Origin of the sequence: Sediminibacterium soli, assembly GCF_009939225.1 — a bacterium.
GTDB classification, from domain to species: domain Bacteria; phylum Bacteroidota; class Bacteroidia; order Chitinophagales; family Chitinophagaceae; genus Sediminibacterium; species Sediminibacterium soli.
Genome location: NZ_JAACJR010000006.1, coordinates 319,352 through 335,087 on the forward strand (window position 1 = coordinate 319,352; position 15,736 = coordinate 335,087).

The window sequence follows — 15,736 nt, forward strand, 5'->3', positions numbered from 1 at the left end:
GCAAAACTCCCCTGACTCCGCGCCTCTGCGATAACCCCCCTTTTGCCTTAACCGCTGAGATGCAGAAGGCAAGAGATAACTGCCGGAAATTCGTTTCTCCAAATCCAAAATTTCCCCTACCTTTGCCGCCGATAAAAAAAGAAAGAAAAAATTCGGAGTCATTAAATTTTTCGAGAATGCCTTATTTAACCATTGAAAAAAAAGCGAGCATTTTTGCAGAGTTCGGCGGAAATGCAGCTAACACGGGTTCTATCGAAGGTCAGGTAGCACTGCTGACTGAGCGTATTACCCAGATTTCCAGCCATTTACAGGCCAATAAACACGATCATTCCACACAGCGCGGACTGATGAAACTGGTAGGTCAGCGCAAGCGTCTGCTGGCTTATATGCAGAAGCACAACCTCCAGGGGTACCGTGCTTTGATCGAGAAACTGGGTCTGAGAAAATAAGTCGAACACCATGACAGATGCTGTTCCCAACTGGTAATTTACAACGGTTGGGAACAGTTGTTTCTGTACGTTCCTGTTTTTTCCTTCTCATTACCTAACAGGGAAAAAGGCAATCCCCTTGCCATATCCCATATTACCAACTGTATGTTATCACAACCTATTAGTGTGAGTTTTGACCTCGGCGGCGGACGCCAGGTTAGCATAGAAACCGGCAAACTCGCCCGCCAGGCCGACGGCGCCGTTACGGTTCGCCAGGGAAACTGTATCCTGCTGGCCACTGTTGTTGCCAATAAAGAACCCAAGGAAGGACAGGATTTCTTCCCGCTTTCCGTGGATTACCAGGAAAAATTCGCTTCAGCGGGCCGTATACCCGGCTCTTTCTTCAAACGCGAAGCCAGGCTGAACGATTATGAAATTCTGACCAGCCGTCTGATCGACCGCGCCCTGCGCCCCCTGTTCCCCGAAGATTATCTCTGCGATGTGCAGGTGCTTGTCAGCCTGGTATCTTCCGACGACGAGGTATTACCCGACTCACTCGCCTGCCTGGCTGCCTCTGCGGCACTGGCTGTTTCGGATATTCCCATCAAGGAGATCATCAGCGAAGTGCGTATCGGCCGCGTGGATGGCAAATTCGTGATCAACCCCAGTCGCTCGGAACTCGCAAAATCCGACCTGGAATTCCTGATCGCCGCTACGGAAAAGAACCTGATGATGGTGGAAGGCGAATCAAAGGAATGTTCCGAAGCCGACCTCGTAAAAGCGCTGGAAATTGCACACGATGCGATCCGCGTTCATATCAGGGCACAGCAGGAACTGCGCGATAAAAAAGGAGTCGCCACCAAACGCGATTACAAAAAACCCGAACAGAACGAAGAGATCCAGGCAAAAGTGACCGCTTTCGCCAAACAAAGGATCTACGATATTTCCCGCAAAGGCTCTTCCAAACACGAGCGCTCAGACGCCATCAGCGCGCTGAAAGACGAACTGGTTGCCAGTCTTGGCGAAGAAGCCACCGATCTGGAGAAAAAACTCGCCAAAAAATACTACGCCGACCTGCAGTGGGAAGTGGTAAGGGATATGATCCTCGACGACCGCATCCGTCTCGACGGCCGCAGCCTCGACCAGGTTCGTCCTTTGGCCATGGAAACCGAGCCATTGCCTACACCGCATGGCTCTGCCCTGTTCACCCGCGGGGAAACACAGTCGCTGACTACCGTTACATTCGGTACCAAACTGGATGAACTGCTGATCGAAAGCGCAGCGAAATCCGACTACAGCAAATTTATCCTGCACTATAATTTCCCTCCATTCTCAACCGGCGAAGTGAAAATGATGCGCGGTCCGGGCAGAAGGGAAGTGGGTCACGGTAACCTGGCCCTGCGCAGCCTGAAACAGATGATGCCGAACGCGAGCGAATATGCCTACACCGTACGTGTGGTGAGCGATATCCTCGAGAGCAACGGTTCTTCATCCATGGCCACGGTTTGTGCCGGTTCACTGGCCCTGATGGATGCAGGCGTACCTTTCAAAAAACATGTGAGTGGTGTGGCCATGGGCCTGATCACCCGCGGCGATGGTAAATACGCGATCCTGACAGATATCCTCGGCGACGAAGACCATCTCGGCGATATGGATTTTAAAGTAACCGGTACACGCGATGGTATCTGCGGTGTGCAGATGGACATCAAAGTGGACGGTCTGAGCATGGATGTGATGCGTGAGGCGCTGGAGCAGGCGAGAAAAGGCCGTATGCATATCCTGGATGCGATGTACGTATGTATGCCGGAACACCGCGCCGATGTGAAACCGCATGCACCGCGCATGACCAAACTGATCATCGACAAGGAATTCATCGGTGCCGTGATCGGACCGGGTGGTAAAGTGATCCAGGAGATCCAGCGCGAAACAGGCGCCACCATCAATATCGAAGAAGTGGGCAATACCGGCGAGGTAAGCATCTTCTCTGCATCCAAAGACAGTCTCGACGCAGCCGTACGCTGGATCAAAGGCATTACAGCCGTTCCGGAAGTGGGAGAGGTATACGAAGGACCGGTAAAAGGCATCAAGGAATTCGGCGCATTTGTTGAATTCATGCCGGGTAAGCAGGGACTGCTGCATATCAGCGAAATCAGCTGGAAGCGCCTCGAAAGCATGGAAGGATTGTTTAAAGATGGCGATATAGTGAAAGTGAAACTCGTAGGACTCGATCCGAAGACAGGTAAATTCAAACTCAGCCGCAAAGCGCTGATGCCGAAACCTGACTTCAAACCCCGCGAAAACGCACCAAGGCCTGAAGGCGGTGAACCGCAAGGCGAGAACGCATAAATCCAAAGGCCCCCACGGTACCGTGGGGGCCTTTTACTAAACAGCAGTAAGTGAACCGGGTGAATTATATAGAAATCATATTGACCTGCCCGGATGAAGCGCAGCGGGCATTGCTGGTTGCCGGCTTATCCGAACTGGGATACGAAGGCTTTGAAGAAACCGATGACCAGCTCAAAGCCTATGTGCCGGAAAACCGGTTTGCGGAAAACGGTCTGCAGCAGTTTTTGAAAGAATATGACTTGCCATATTCAAAATCAGTCATCAGACAGCAAAACTGGAACGCCCTCTGGGAAGCCGGTTTCGAGCCCGTACAGGTAGACGATTTTGTGGGTATCCGCGCCGCATTTCACCCACCCATAAAAGGCGTTATGCATGAACTGGTCATTACCCCGAAAATGAGTTTTGGCACCGGCCACCATGCCACAACCTGGCTGGTGATGCAGCTGATGCGCGGGATCGATTTTTCCGGTGAGACCGTGTTTGATTTCGGAACGGGCACCGGTATCCTCGCCATACTGGCCGAAAAACTCGGCGCCTCGGAACTGCTGGCCGTGGATTACGACGATTGGTGTATAGAAAACGCCACAGAAAACCTGCTACTGAACGGCTGCCGCAATATAACCATTGAAAAACTTGACAATGCCGACGCCGGCAGGATATTCGGGATCGTTCTTGCCAATATCAACCGGCACATTGTGCTTGATAACCTGGGTGCTATCCGGCGCTCACTTGCCCCCGGGGGTGATCTGCTGCTGAGCGGGCTGTTGACGGCCGATGAAAATGATATCCTTTCTGCCTGCCGGGCACAGGATTTTCACCATGTGGAAACCCGCGAAAGGAATGGCTGGATCGCCATCCGCCTCAAGGGCTAAGCAGCAGACAGGAAATACATAGATAAAATTTTATATAATATAAAATGATGAATTTTCGATATTAAGAAATCATTATCTTCGGATTGGCTATCTTTGCCCCCAACTTCAACCGCCCCCTGATGAACGAATTGTTGCTCATTGTAATGGCTTATTTGATCGGATCAGTGCCAACGGCTGTGTGGATCAGCAGATCAGTTTTCGGTATCGATATACGCGATTACGGAAGCGGCAATGCCGGCGCCACCAATACATTCCGGGTACTGGGACCCAAATGGGGCACCATCGTAATGGTGGTGGATATCGCCAAGGGTGTGGCGGCCACATCGCTCTATGTATTTCTTCCTTACCTTGTTCACGACGAGTTACACCGCACCAACCTGATGATCGGCCTGGGACTTGCCGCGGTAATCGGGCATATTTATCCGATCTGGGCAGGATTCAAGGGCGGTAAAGGAGTGGCTACCCTGCTGGGTATGGCGGTGGCCATCCAGCCGCTGGTGGCGGTTTGCTGTATCGGCGTATTCCTGCTGGTGCTTTACCTTACCAGGTTCGTATCGCTCAGCTCCATCCTCGCGGGTGTTTCTTTTATGGTGTTCATTCTTTTCATCTTTAATGAGAAAGAAACCCTCTACCGCATCTTTGCCGTGCTGGTTGCCCTGATGGTGGTACTGACCCACCAGAAAAACATCGGCCGCATTCTCAAAGGCACAGAAAGCAAAGTGCCCATCTTCAAGCACAGAGACAGGCGCCGCCAGAGAAGAAGCGGAGAATAGGGAACAGGGGAACAAGGAATAATGAATTTCGATCGGAGTTTTCGATGGGTATTATTACAATTTAACAGATGATCGGATAGTTACCAATTACCTCGATATTCGACATTCCTTGTTCGATATTCGTTATTCACCCATTCACTCTCCGTTCCTTGTTCCTCTGTTCCTTGCTCCCTCCCTTTCTTCGGCACAGTTTTTTTATTTCCGTTTCTGATCATTACTTTAACCTAAAAGAACGGATATGAAACAATTTTTCGCGGTTCTCGCTTTTGCGGTGCTGGCTTTTGCCTGTTCGCGCAATGCCATTACGGGCCGCAGCCAGTTAAGCCTGGTGTCTGAAGCCGACCTGCAAGCCATGGCAGAGACACAATATGCAGACTTCCTTAGTAAGAACAGGGTCATCAGTTCCGGTGCGCCGGCGGATATGGTGCGACGTGTGGGCAGCCGTATCGCCTCCGCCGTGCAGCAATACTATCGTGATAAAAACATTCCGGCCGATGACCTCAACAATTATCGCTGGGCTTTCAACCTGGTTGAAAATCCACAGGTAAACGCCTGGTGCATGCCCGGCGGAAAAGTGGTGGTGTATACGGGGATACTGCCGGTTACCCAAACCGAAAGCGCACTGGCCATCGTGCTGGGTCACGAGATCACCCACGCAGTGGTGGGACATGGCCGAGAGCGCATGAGCCAGGAGCTGGCGGCGCAGGGACTGGGCGCGCTGGGTGGCGCGGCATTGGGTTCCAGCACCAAAGCTGCGGGTATTTTTAATTCGGTGTACGGTATCGGTGCGCAGTACGGGGTATTGCTTCCCTTCTCCCGCAAACAGGAGCTGGAAGCGGATCACTACGGACTGATATTCGCCGCTATCGCGGGATACGACCCCCGCGTGGCAATCGATTTCTGGACCAGGATGGCCAGCATGAAAAACGGCCAGGCGCCACCTGAAATACTGAGCAGTCACCCCAGCGATGCGGAGCGTATTCAGCAGATACGCGATATCATGCCTGAGGCGCTTACCTACTATGCAGGTAAATAATCCGGGCACGGATACAACAGAGATACAGGCCAAATGCGTATGTTTATGCATCCGTTTTTGGCTTTTTTATTGTTGATCCACTTGTTCCTGTATGAAATTCTCGGTTTTGCTGACCGGATGTCTGTTATCCGCTCGTCTTGTATCCTCGCAACCGTCGCTTGTTACGGAAAACGATCTTAACGAACTTGCCGCATCGGAATTTCTCTCCTTTTCAGCCATGAAAGATACCAGCCTGTCCGAGGCTGCGGCCCGTTTGCAGAAAATAAACGGCAGGCTGGTGGCTGCTGTTAGGGTGTATGCCAGGGAGCGGCGTTTGCCGCAGCTAAAAACCTTTACCTGGGAGCTGGTGCTGGTTGATAAAAAAGATATCAATGCTTTCTGTCTGCCGGGCGGCAGAATGGTGATAGGCGTACCCATGTTCCGCTGGGCCCAGAGCGAGGCGGCGCTGGCAGCAGTGATGGCGCACCAGCTGGCGCATGTGCTGCTTGGCCATGGAGAGCAGCGGCTCCGCCAGGCGTTGAAAGATATGCTTGGCGGCAGGCGTTTTGCAGAACTGCGTACCTCTAAGCCGGCCGATGCCCGCGATCTGTTACTGGCGGCCTATGGCGGGGGCAATGTGGCACTGTTGTCGGCTTTCGAAACAGAACAGGAAAAGGAAGCCGATAAGTTCGGTATGGTACTGATGGCGATCGCAGGCTTTGACCCGGGTGAAGCCATTGTTTTCTGGCAGCGGATGGCCTACCTGAGCACGGGCCCCGAACGCCCCGTATTGCTGAGTGCCCACCGGTACGCGGTTGCGCGTAAAGAGCAAATGGAGCTGGAAATAGACCCCATTACCCGCAAATACTACCGCCAGACCCCCTGAAAACGGCTTAAAACCTCAAAAATTAACGCCGCAGGCCTAAAAAACGCTCATTTTCTTGCGAAACTCCGGTAACAATTTTTTAACTTTGCACTCCCTATAAATCCTGAAATTTTTTTTAGGCATGTCGAATCAGACTTTACTTGAAAAGTTACAATTGAAGGACGAAAAAAACCTTCTTATCCAGGGCTTACCTTCCTCAATCGAAAAACAGTTTGCCAAGCTTACCTACGCCAAGAACGTAACGCCTTTGCTGAAGAGTAGGAAAGTGGATTTTACGCTGGTATTCGCTATCAGCCAGAACCAGTTGAACAATGTGCTCAGGGATGTTTTCCCCGCGCTGCATGAGGATACCAAGCTCTGGGTTGCCTATCCGAAAACCACCAGTAAGATCGTGAGCGACCTGAACCGCGACTGCAGCTGGGAAATGCTGACCAGGAACGAATACGAATGTGTTCGCCAGGTGGCGCTCGACCATGTATGGACGGCCATGCGTTTTAAGAAACTGGATAAGATACCCAACCGCACCCGTGCTTTTTCGGAAATGAAGAGCAACGAGCGCAACGGCATCGATTTCGAAAAAAGACTGGTGGTGCCGCCGGTGGAACTGGGTAAACTGTTCACCAAACACAAAGAAGCACACGAATTTTTCAGCTCCCTGTCTTTCACCAACCAGAAAGAATACGTAACCTGGATCGAAGGCGCCAAAAAAGAAGAAACGCGCCAGCGCCGCCTGGAAACTGCGCTTGAAAAATTGCTGGCCGGTAAGAAAAATCCTTCCGAAAAGTAGGTCGCAGACGGATTGTTGCATGTTACCTTGTTGAATTGTTCCATGGTCAGCCAGGTCTTAACCATATAACAATATAACCGTTCAGCCATTCAACCAATTAACTCCGATGTCCCATATCAATATTGAGATCAAGGCAAAATGCTTCCATCCTGAAAAAGTGGAAGCATTTTTGTTGGCAAACGGCGCAAGGTTCGCCGGGCTGGATCACCAGAAAGACACTTATTTTCATGTACCCGCCGGTCGTTTAAAACTGCGCCAGGGAAATATCGAGAACAGCCTGATATTTTACAACAGACCCAATCAGTCGGGCCCCAAGCAATCCGATTTTCTGCTCGCAAAGATCGGTGACGGGCAGGCGCAGCAAGCCTTGCTTGCAAAAGCGCTCGGCATAAAAGTGATCGTTGAAAAACACCGGAAGATATTCTTCATAGACAATATCAAATTCCATATCGACGAGGTTCCCTGTCTTGGCGCTTTTGTGGAAATAGAAGCGGGCAACCTGCAGGATCCTTCGCTTACTGTGGAGCAACTGCATGCGCAATGCGCGCAGTATATGCAGGCGTTCGGGATCGGCGAAGCAGACCTGGTGGAGAACAGTTACAGTGATATGCTGTTGAACGGGGACCGCCCATAAGCGGCGCTGCTTTGGGTCATTTAATAATGACAGTATGCATCTGGTTGGTAATGCTTGTCTCGAGCTGTTTCAGGTGGTTGTGGACTTCGTGCAGCATTTTGAAGTCGTCGTAGCTTGCATGCTCCATATCGCGCTGGTTCTGTTCGATCAGTTTCTTGATCTTCTGGAGTTTGAAGAAATTAACGCTTGACGAAACATCCTGCCTGCTGTTATCTACGCCTACGATCTTCATTTCCATCACTTCGTCCCAGTTCTGGCTCAGTTCGAAAGGCACCACGCTGATATTGACCACGGCCTGCCTGATCTGTTCGTCTTCGTGGTACAGCAATGTCCGGGTGGTGGGTTCCAGTCCGCGCTGGTACCAGGAACGGTATTCTTCAAACAGCTTCTCCAGCTGCTGGTTTTCGAAATGGAAATCCTGCAGCTCTTCGAAAATATGATCCGCCATTTTCTGTGTATCGTCCCAGTCGCGCAGACCGTAATCGAGCAGTACGCGCAGCAGGTTGCGTTCATGCGCTTCGTCCTGCTGAAGCAGTAATTGCGTTTCGTCCAGCACGTCCTCGGGCTGGCCCTGGAATTCTTGCGGTGGCAATGCTGCCTGCTCCTGGCCTGCGGCACGTTTCTCTTCCTTGGTTATCCGGTCGCGTTTGTACTTATTGACAAGATTGGTCAGTCCCGACTCATCTATCCGCAGCAGGGAGGAGCATTGCCGGATATAATCCTGCTGTTTGGTAAAATCCTCGGCCCTGCTGATCTTGCTCAGCGTTTCGGCAACCTGGTTTACCACATCGCTTTTCTTTGTTACATCGTTACCTGCTTCTTTCAGCATCACTTCCAGCTGGAAGATGATAAAGTCTTTTTTGGAAGCGGCAACAAACTCGTTGAAGGCGCGGGTGCCCACCTTGTTAACATAGCTGTCGGGATCCTCGTTATCGGGGATCAGCACCAGCCGTACATTCAGGCTTTCTTCCAGCGCCATATCAAGTCCGCGTAACGCTGCTTTCACACCGGCGCTGTCGCCATCGTAAATGATGGTGAGGTTATTGGTGTATTTCTTGATCAGCCGCAGCTGGTCGGTGGTCAGTGAAGTGCCGCCGCTGGCCACCACGTTCTCGATACCCGCCTGGTGCAGGCTCACCACATCGGTATATCCTTCCACCAGCAAACACTCGTCTGCCTTATCGATGGCCATACGGGCAAAATAAGCGCCGTACAGGATCTTGCTTTTTGTGTAGATCTCGTTCTCGGGTGTATTGATGTACTTGGGACCGCGGTCGCTTTTGCCGATCACGCGCGCGCCAAAACCGATGATCTTACCGGTGATGCCATGAATGGGGAAGATGATGCGTCCCCGGTAATTGTCCACCAGTTCCTCGTTGCGAACGGATACAAGTCCGGTTTTCGGCAATACCTCGCGGCTGAACTGGTTGGTGAGCAGCGCACGTGTAAGGGTGTCCCTTGCCTCGGGATTATAACCCACCTGGAATTTCTGCAATACCTCGTTCCGGAAGCCCCGCTCTTTGAGATACGACATGGCGATGGTTTGCCCTTCGCTGCCCTCGAACAGCTGTTCCGAAAAAAAACGCTGTGCAAAATGATTGATGGCATACAGGCTGTCGGCCGTTTGCTGCTGCAGTTTCTGTTCAGGGCTGGTTTCGGTTTCTTCTACCTCTATATTATACCTGGCCGCCAGCCACCGCAATGCTTCCACATAACTGCATTTCTCGTGTTCCATCACAAAGCCGATGGTATTGCCGCTTTTACCGCAGCCAAAGCATTTGTAGATCTCCTTGGCGGGCGATACGGTGAAGGAAGGCGTTTTTTCGTTGTGAAAAGGACAAAGCCCCAGGTAGTTGGTGCCTCTTTTTTTCAGTTTCACAAATTCTCCCACTACATCAATGATGTCGATGCGATTGGTGATCTGCTGTATCGTGTTGGGAGAGATCATGCTGTACAAAATGCAAAATACGAAGGTAAGGGGATAGGGGAAGAAATGGGTGACAGATTGAAATGTTGCCGGGCGTACTGGCTAAATTGCTATATTGTTCCGGGATCAATGCCATACAAACGACGGTCACCTGACCATTTAAAAGACACGCATGCTAAAAAAAGAACGCCAGGCTTATATACTGCAGCAGATCAATATTCACAACAAGGTATTGTCGTCCGACCTGGGCACCCAGCTGGATGTATCGGAGGATACGGTGCGGCGCGACCTGCAGGAGCTGGCGGAAGAAGGCAAGCTGATCAAGGTGCATGGCGGCGCTTTGTCCAAATCCTTTCATTTTACCCTCGAAAGCAATACCATTTATTCGCAGCCGGAGAAAAAAAGCATCGCCTACAAAGCCATCGAACTGATCCGTGACGGGATGATGGTGGTACTGTCGGGCGGCACCACCATACGCGAAATGGTAAAAGCGCTGCCTCCCGATCTGAATGCCACTTTTATCACCGTAAGCGTGCCGATAGCGCTTGAGCTGCTGGAGCATCCCAGCAGCGAAGTCATCTTTTTCGGTAACAAGCTGTCAAAGAACGCCCAGATATCGGTGGGGGCCGAAGTGGTGCAGCGGCTGGGTGAGATAAAGGCCGATCTCTGCTTTCTCGGCACCAACAGTATCGACGCCACCTACGGTATCACCGATCTGGAATGGGAGATCATCGAGGTAAAAAAAGCGCTGATCAAATGCGCTAATAAGACCATATCGCTCGCCATCTCCGAAAAACTGAATACGATCCAGCGCCTGCAGGTATGTAAGCCCGAGGAAATCGATATCCTGATCACCGAACTGGCCCCCCAGGACCCGCTGCTGTCGGCCTACCGCCAGCAGGGCATGCAGGTTTTGTAGGGGCTTTGCCAGTATAAAAAACGCCCAGAGTGCGGTTTTTTGCGTTTTTAGACAGCCCTCCCCGGGCTTTTAAAGCGCCGTAAAGAATTGTGATTAAATAAATTCGTTTATTTCAAAGACAAATTTTAACATTGTTCTACCAATAAGAACCTGCCTCCATTCCATTTTTTGCGGCTTTTTGCGTAAAGAAAAGTCCCGAATGGTGCAATGTTTTGCAGGATTCTGATGTCTGTAGTCCTGTGAAAACCCGGGAGCCCTGTTCCCATCTGTTACAAGTACGTATTGATTTAAAACAAAAAAACTGTTATGAGAAAACTCGTTTCCCTGATGAAAGCGGTGTGCCTGCTGCTTTTCATTTTCTCGCTCCCTTCCTACGGGCAAAGCCAGACCGTTAGCGGTACGGTTACCGATGACAAGGGTGCACCTGTTTCGGGTGCCACTGTAAGGGTGGTGGGAACAACCGCGGTTACCCAAACTTCAGACAAGGGTAGCTTTACCGTTAGAGCCAATAACGGCCAGACGCTCCAGATCACCAGCGTGGGTTTTGAAAGCACCAAGGTGACGGTACGCGGCTCTTCTGTTTCGGTATCGCTGAAGCCGGATGTGAATGAACTGGAAGAAGTGGTGGTGGCGATGGATATCAAAAGAAAACCGAGAGAGCTGGGTTATTCCACGCAGACAGTAAAAGGTAAGGAGATTGCCGAAACACAGCGCGATAACTTTGTTAACAGTTTACAGGGACGTGTATCGGGTCTGACCATTACGCCTACCAACGGACAGGCGGGGGCTTCTTCGCAGATCGTATTGCGCGGCTTTAACTCGCTTTCGCTGAGTAACCAGCCGCTGTTTGTGGTGGATGGTGTGATCCTTGATAACCAGACCATGGATGAAACATCGAATGGCGGTACACAGCTGGGTCTGGCTTCTGACCGGCCTAACAGGAACAATGACTATACCAACCGTATTGCCGATATCAACCCCGCCGATATCGAATCGGTGACGGTGCTGAAAGGACCTGAGGCCACGGCGCTGTACGGCAGCCAGGCCAGTTCCGGCGCGATCGTGATCACCACCAAAAAACCCAAACTGGGCAGCAGCGTTAAACTGGCTGTGAACTACGATAACAACTTCAACTGGAAAAGCGTAACCCGTTTTAACGATATCAACAAGACCTATGGTCTTGGCAGCAACGGTGTTTCTTCCAATATATTCAATACCGGTTCGGGCTCTTATTTCGGAGCGCCTTACCCTACCAATACACCCGACTACGACAACGTGCATCATTTCTTCCGGAATGCGTTTGCACAAACGCATAACCTGGGGATCGATTTTGGTGGCAAAGTGTCTACCTTCCGCGCCTCGCTTTCCTATCTTGACCAGGACGGTATCGTTCCAGGCAACAACTATAAAAAATATTCTGTGCGCATCACCAACCAGACCAAGATTGCGTCCTGGCTGGACATCAATCCTTCGATCACCTACACCAGTTCTGTGCTGAACAAACCGCTGCGCGGTGCGGGCGGTTACCTGCAGACATTATATGTATGGCCAAAGGATAACGACATGCAGAATTACCTCAGCCCCAACGGCAACAAGATTGCTCTGTTCGCTGCTGATGGTAATGCCGAACTGGATAACCCCCTGTTCAGCTCGCTGAAGAACAAGAGTCAGGATAACCTTTCCCGCTGGGTGGCTACCCTGGGTGTTAACCTGAATCCAACCTCCTGGCTGTCTATCGCAGGCCGTTTTGGTTACGATACCTATAAGATGGACGGCTTTATTTTTGTACATCCCGGTTCTTTCCAGAACGGCAATACCAGGGCGCTGGGCGGTACCCTGGACAACTACTGGAGAAATTACGAAGGTTATAACCACACCATTACCGCTACCGCACGCAAAACCGTTGGCGATTTCGGCTTTCGCCTGATGGGCGGTACCATGTGGCAGGACTACCAGACCAGGCAGTACGCCATTTACGGAACGGGTCTGAGTGATTCAAGCCGTACAGACAGCAGCAATACGAAACCCAATACACGTGTGCGTTTGCTGAAGAACGGCCAGGGTGAATACAACAGGTACATTACCCGCCAGCTGGCTTATTTCGGCGAGTTTGCCGTAAGCTATAAGAACCTGGTGTTCCTGAACTATACGCATCGTTTTGAAGCAGCTTCTATCTTCCCCACCAAGAACCGTAACTATAATTACCCCGGCGCCAGCCTTAGTGCGATCGTTTCCGATATCTTCCCCGGTCTGAAAAAGAACGGTGTGATCAACTACTGGAAACTGCGTACCTCGCTGGCGGGAACGGCGCGCTTATCGGATCCGTACAGGAACCAGTCCGTATTCGTGAACAACTTCGCCAGCAATACGGGCGGCGCGTTTTCTTACGGATTTGACAACAACAACCCCGATCTGAAACCCGAGCGTCAGAACACCTACGAAGTGGGTACGGAACTGAAGATGTTCGATAACCGCGTATCAATCGACGCGGCCTATTACAACACCTATTGCTACGACCAGATCAGTCAGGGCTTCCGTAACAGTTATGCAACGGGCTTTGTACTGAATACACAGAATGCCGCCACCACCCGTAACCAGGGTGTTGAGGTCAGCCTGGACGTAACGCCGATCCGCAAAAAGGATTTTGACTGGAACATCCGTTTCAACTTTAACCATATGTGGAGCAGGGTGATCGATCTGCCGCAGTCTATCATCTATGAATACTATATCGCCGATACCTGGCTGTACGGTAATGCAAGGGGAGGCCTGGTAAGAAACAATTCAACCGGTACCATGACTTCTTACGGATATATGCGCAACAACAACGGCGATATCCTGATCAATCCGGCCAACGGCTTGCCGGTGATCGACCAGACCTTCAAGATACATGGCGACAGAACTCCCAAGTTCACACTGGGTACCAACAATAGTTTCCGTTACAGGAACTGGAACCTGAGTTTTCTCTGGGACCTGAAAGTGGGTGGCGATGTGTTCAATGCAACCGAAATGTTCCTTACCTACCAGGGTAAGAGCCAGCGCACTGCTGACAGAACTACTCCGCGTGTGGTACAGGGCGTGCTGAACGATGGTTACCAGAATACGGCTACGCCAACCAAGAACACCATCGCAATCAACCCTTACTACCTGCAGACCTATTATACCACGATGCCGGAAGAAGAGTTTATCCAGAAGAATGTAAACTGGCTGCGTATGCGTGATATTACGCTGAGTTACCAGTTATCGGAAAGAATGCTCAGGAAACTGAAACATGTAAAATCGCTGAGCGTGTTCTTTACGGGTAACGACCTGATCCTGATCTCCAATTATAAAGGAGCGGATCCGGCCTCGAATGGTAACACCGCAAGCTCCAAAGGTGTGGGTGGCTTTGGTTTTGACTACGGAAACGTACCAACACCGATCAGCCTGAACTTTGGTTTGAGGGCCAATTTTTAATCGATAAACTATCAGACAATTTCTAAATAAGTTCGTATGAAACATACATTCTTTAAATCAGTTCTTGCGCTGGCTGCCATCTGTTCCATAGCGATGGTATCGTGTAAGAAAAAACTGGATGAGGCATATCCCAACCCCAATGCCTCCACCAAGGTTCCGGTGGAAACACTTCTGCCGAGCCTGATCGGTAACTTCCTCGGCAGTTCTTCCGCCGCGGGCAGCAGCTACGGCCTGGGCGGCGACGGTCTGCTGGTATCCCGTTATATTCAGTATTATGCCACCAGCTCTACGCTGAATGCATTTGACCAGATGAGCGGAGCCACAGGCGCCAGCGACAATATGGGTTCTATCTGGGCCATGCATTACTATGGCCAGGGCCAGAACCTGAACCGGATGGTGGAATGGGCCGCCGACGATAAAAAATGGGATTATGTAGGCGTGGGTTATGCCATCAGGGCCTGGTCCTGGTTTATGCTCACAAATGAATACGGAGACGTGATCCTGAAAAACGCTTTCAACACCAGCCTGCAGTCATTTCCGTACGATACGCAGCAGGATGTATACGACACGGTACGCGCTACCTGTTTTAAGGCGCTGGATTACCTGAACAGAACGGGAGACGGTGTAAACCAGGCCAACCTGGCCATCGGCGACGCGTATTTTTACAAGGGGGACGTGACCAAGTGGAAGAAATTTGTGTACGGAGTGTTGGCGCGTTCTTATGCTTACCTGCATAACAAAACCAGCTACAGCGCCGATTCGGTGATCAAATACACCAACCTGGCCATGACCAGCAACGACGATAACGCCACCTGTAAGTTTGCCAACACGGGTATCTCCGGTACCTCCAGTTACCTCGGCATTCTGCGGTCCAATATGGGTGCGTTGAGGCAGACCGAATACATTGTAAACCTGATGACCGGCAAGAACTCTGTTGCCTTCACCGGGGTGGAAGACCCAAGGGCCTGGTACCTGTTGCGTGAGAATCCTAATGGTACCCTCAAAGGGATCAAGCCCAACAAAGGCGCTTCCGGACTGTCTACCGCCGATCAGCCGAATAATTTCTGGGGAGGCAGTTTTGCTACAACGGCAACACCGGCCAACGAGAACAACTGCCGTTACCTTTTCCTGAACGATGCGGAGTTCCCGATCATGACGGCAGCTGAAATGCAGTTCCTGAAAGCGGAGGCGCTGCTGCGTAAAAACGATAGGGCGGGTGCACTGGCGGCCTATTCAAATGCCATCAGCCTGAACTTTGATATGCTGACCACCAAATACGCCAGGAACATTCCTCCCGGCAAGGAGATCACCCCTTCTGTAAAAGCGGCCTACCTTGCCCAGGCGGCAATCGTTCCGGCAGCGGCCAATCTTACGTATACACATATCATGCTGCAGAAATACATTGCACTGCATGGATATGGTTTCCATGAAACCTGGACAGATATACGCAGGTACCACTACGACAAAGACCTGGACCCTGTTACGGGTAAGCCGGTATATGCAGACTTTGTGGTTCCTTTCGGTTCAGATCTGTACATAGACAACGGCGGCAAACCTGTTTACCGTGCAAGACCAAGGTATAATTCTGAGTACCTGTATAACATTCCCGAACTGACAAGGATCGGCGCCTACCCGGGTGCGGATTACCATACCAAGGAATGCTGGTTCTCTCAGAAATAAACTGACTGTTAAACGA

At 51.1% G+C, this 15,736-nt stretch carries 12 protein-coding genes; 11 read left to right on the forward strand and 1 reads right to left on the reverse strand.

The features are described from left to right. The first annotated feature begins 59 nt into the window (after positions 1-59). From rpsO to GWC94_RS05360, 8 genes are all read left to right on the forward strand, one after another. Entirely contained in the window at positions 60-449 is a 390-nt protein-coding gene (rpsO, locus tag GWC94_RS05325) for a 30S ribosomal protein S15 (RefSeq protein ID WP_235918464.1), read from the forward strand. A 165-nt stretch (positions 450-614) separates the two neighbouring features. Beyond that, on the forward strand, positions 615-2,774 hold the full coding sequence (gene pnp / locus GWC94_RS05330; protein WP_317163437.1) for a polyribonucleotide nucleotidyltransferase: 2,160 nt from the start codon (positions 615-617) through the stop codon (positions 2,772-2,774). Between the two features lie 59 nt (positions 2,775-2,833). Continuing rightward, the gene (gene prmA / locus GWC94_RS05335; protein ID WP_161834000.1) at positions 2,834-3,646 is read left to right on the forward strand and encodes a 50S ribosomal protein L11 methyltransferase; all 813 of its coding nucleotides are present in this window, start codon (positions 2,834-2,836) and stop codon (positions 3,644-3,646) included. A 119-nt stretch (positions 3,647-3,765) separates the two neighbouring features. Further along, on the forward strand, positions 3,766-4,419 hold the full coding sequence (gene plsY / locus GWC94_RS05340; protein ID WP_161834001.1) for a glycerol-3-phosphate 1-O-acyltransferase PlsY: 654 nt from the start codon (positions 3,766-3,768) through the stop codon (positions 4,417-4,419). Between the two features lie 238 nt (positions 4,420-4,657). Then, complete coding sequence (locus GWC94_RS05345) at positions 4,658-5,455, forward strand: M48 family metallopeptidase (RefSeq protein WP_161834002.1); 798 nt, start codon at positions 4,658-4,660, stop codon at positions 5,453-5,455. Between the two features lie 91 nt (positions 5,456-5,546). Beyond that, a complete protein-coding gene (locus tag GWC94_RS05350; RefSeq protein WP_161834003.1) occupies positions 5,547-6,320 on the forward strand; it encodes a M48 family metallopeptidase in 774 nt (257 codons plus the stop codon). Between the two features lie 154 nt (positions 6,321-6,474). Beyond that, positions 6,475-7,107, forward strand: coding sequence for a YdeI/OmpD-associated family protein (locus GWC94_RS05355; RefSeq protein WP_161834004.1), 633 nt, complete (start codon positions 6,475-6,477; stop codon positions 7,105-7,107). Between the two features lie 106 nt (positions 7,108-7,213). Next, positions 7,214-7,741 (forward strand): class IV adenylate cyclase, encoded by a 528-nt coding sequence (locus GWC94_RS05360; protein WP_161834005.1) that lies wholly within the window; start codon positions 7,214-7,216, stop codon positions 7,739-7,741. Positions 7,742-7,757: 16 nt separating this feature from the next. On the opposite strand, the gene dnaG is transcribed toward GWC94_RS05360, so the two are convergent. Next, positions 7,758-9,689, reverse strand: a complete 1,932-nt coding sequence (gene dnaG, locus GWC94_RS05365) for a DNA primase (protein WP_161834006.1) — start codon at positions 9,687-9,689, stop codon at positions 7,758-7,760. Between the two features lie 151 nt (positions 9,690-9,840). On the opposite strand from dnaG, the gene GWC94_RS05370 reads away from it, so the two are divergent. The 3 genes from GWC94_RS05370 (at position 9,841) to GWC94_RS05380 (ending at position 15,720) form a co-directional block, all read left to right on the forward strand. After that, entirely contained in the window at positions 9,841-10,587 is a 747-nt protein-coding gene (locus GWC94_RS05370) for a DeoR/GlpR family DNA-binding transcription regulator (RefSeq protein WP_161834007.1), read from the forward strand. 306 nt (positions 10,588-10,893) lie between these two features. Then, complete coding sequence (locus tag GWC94_RS05375; protein ID WP_161834008.1) at positions 10,894-14,040, forward strand: SusC/RagA family TonB-linked outer membrane protein; 3,147 nt, start codon at positions 10,894-10,896, stop codon at positions 14,038-14,040. A 36-nt stretch (positions 14,041-14,076) separates the two neighbouring features. Next, positions 14,077-15,720 (forward strand): SusD/RagB family nutrient-binding outer membrane lipoprotein, encoded by a 1,644-nt coding sequence (locus GWC94_RS05380; RefSeq protein WP_161834009.1) that lies wholly within the window; start codon positions 14,077-14,079, stop codon positions 15,718-15,720. Positions 15,721-15,736 lie beyond the last annotated feature (16 nt).

Excerpts from the sequence above, each read along its gene's own strand:
- rpsO (WP_235918464.1), top strand. The coding sequence starts at position 60 with ATGCAGAAGGCAAGAGATAACTGCCGGAAATTCGTTTCTCCAAATCCA.
- plsY (WP_161834001.1), top strand. The coding sequence starts at position 3,766 with ATGAACGAATTGTTGCTCATTGTAATGGCTTATTTGATCGGATCAGTG.
- GWC94_RS05345 (WP_161834002.1), top strand. The coding sequence starts at position 4,658 with ATGAAACAATTTTTCGCGGTTCTCGCTTTTGCGGTGCTGGCTTTTGCC.
- GWC94_RS05350 (WP_161834003.1), top strand. The coding sequence starts at position 5,547 with ATGAAATTCTCGGTTTTGCTGACCGGATGTCTGTTATCCGCTCGTCTT.
- GWC94_RS05360 (WP_161834005.1), top strand. The coding sequence starts at position 7,214 with ATGTCCCATATCAATATTGAGATCAAGGCAAAATGCTTCCATCCTGAA.
- dnaG (WP_161834006.1), bottom strand. The coding sequence starts at position 9,689 with ATGATCTCTCCCAACACGATACAGCAGATCACCAATCGCATCGACATC.
- GWC94_RS05370 (WP_161834007.1), top strand. The coding sequence starts at position 9,841 with ATGCTAAAAAAAGAACGCCAGGCTTATATACTGCAGCAGATCAATATT.
- GWC94_RS05375 (WP_161834008.1), top strand. The coding sequence starts at position 10,894 with ATGAGAAAACTCGTTTCCCTGATGAAAGCGGTGTGCCTGCTGCTTTTC.
- GWC94_RS05380 (WP_161834009.1), top strand. The coding sequence starts at position 14,077 with ATGAAACATACATTCTTTAAATCAGTTCTTGCGCTGGCTGCCATCTGT.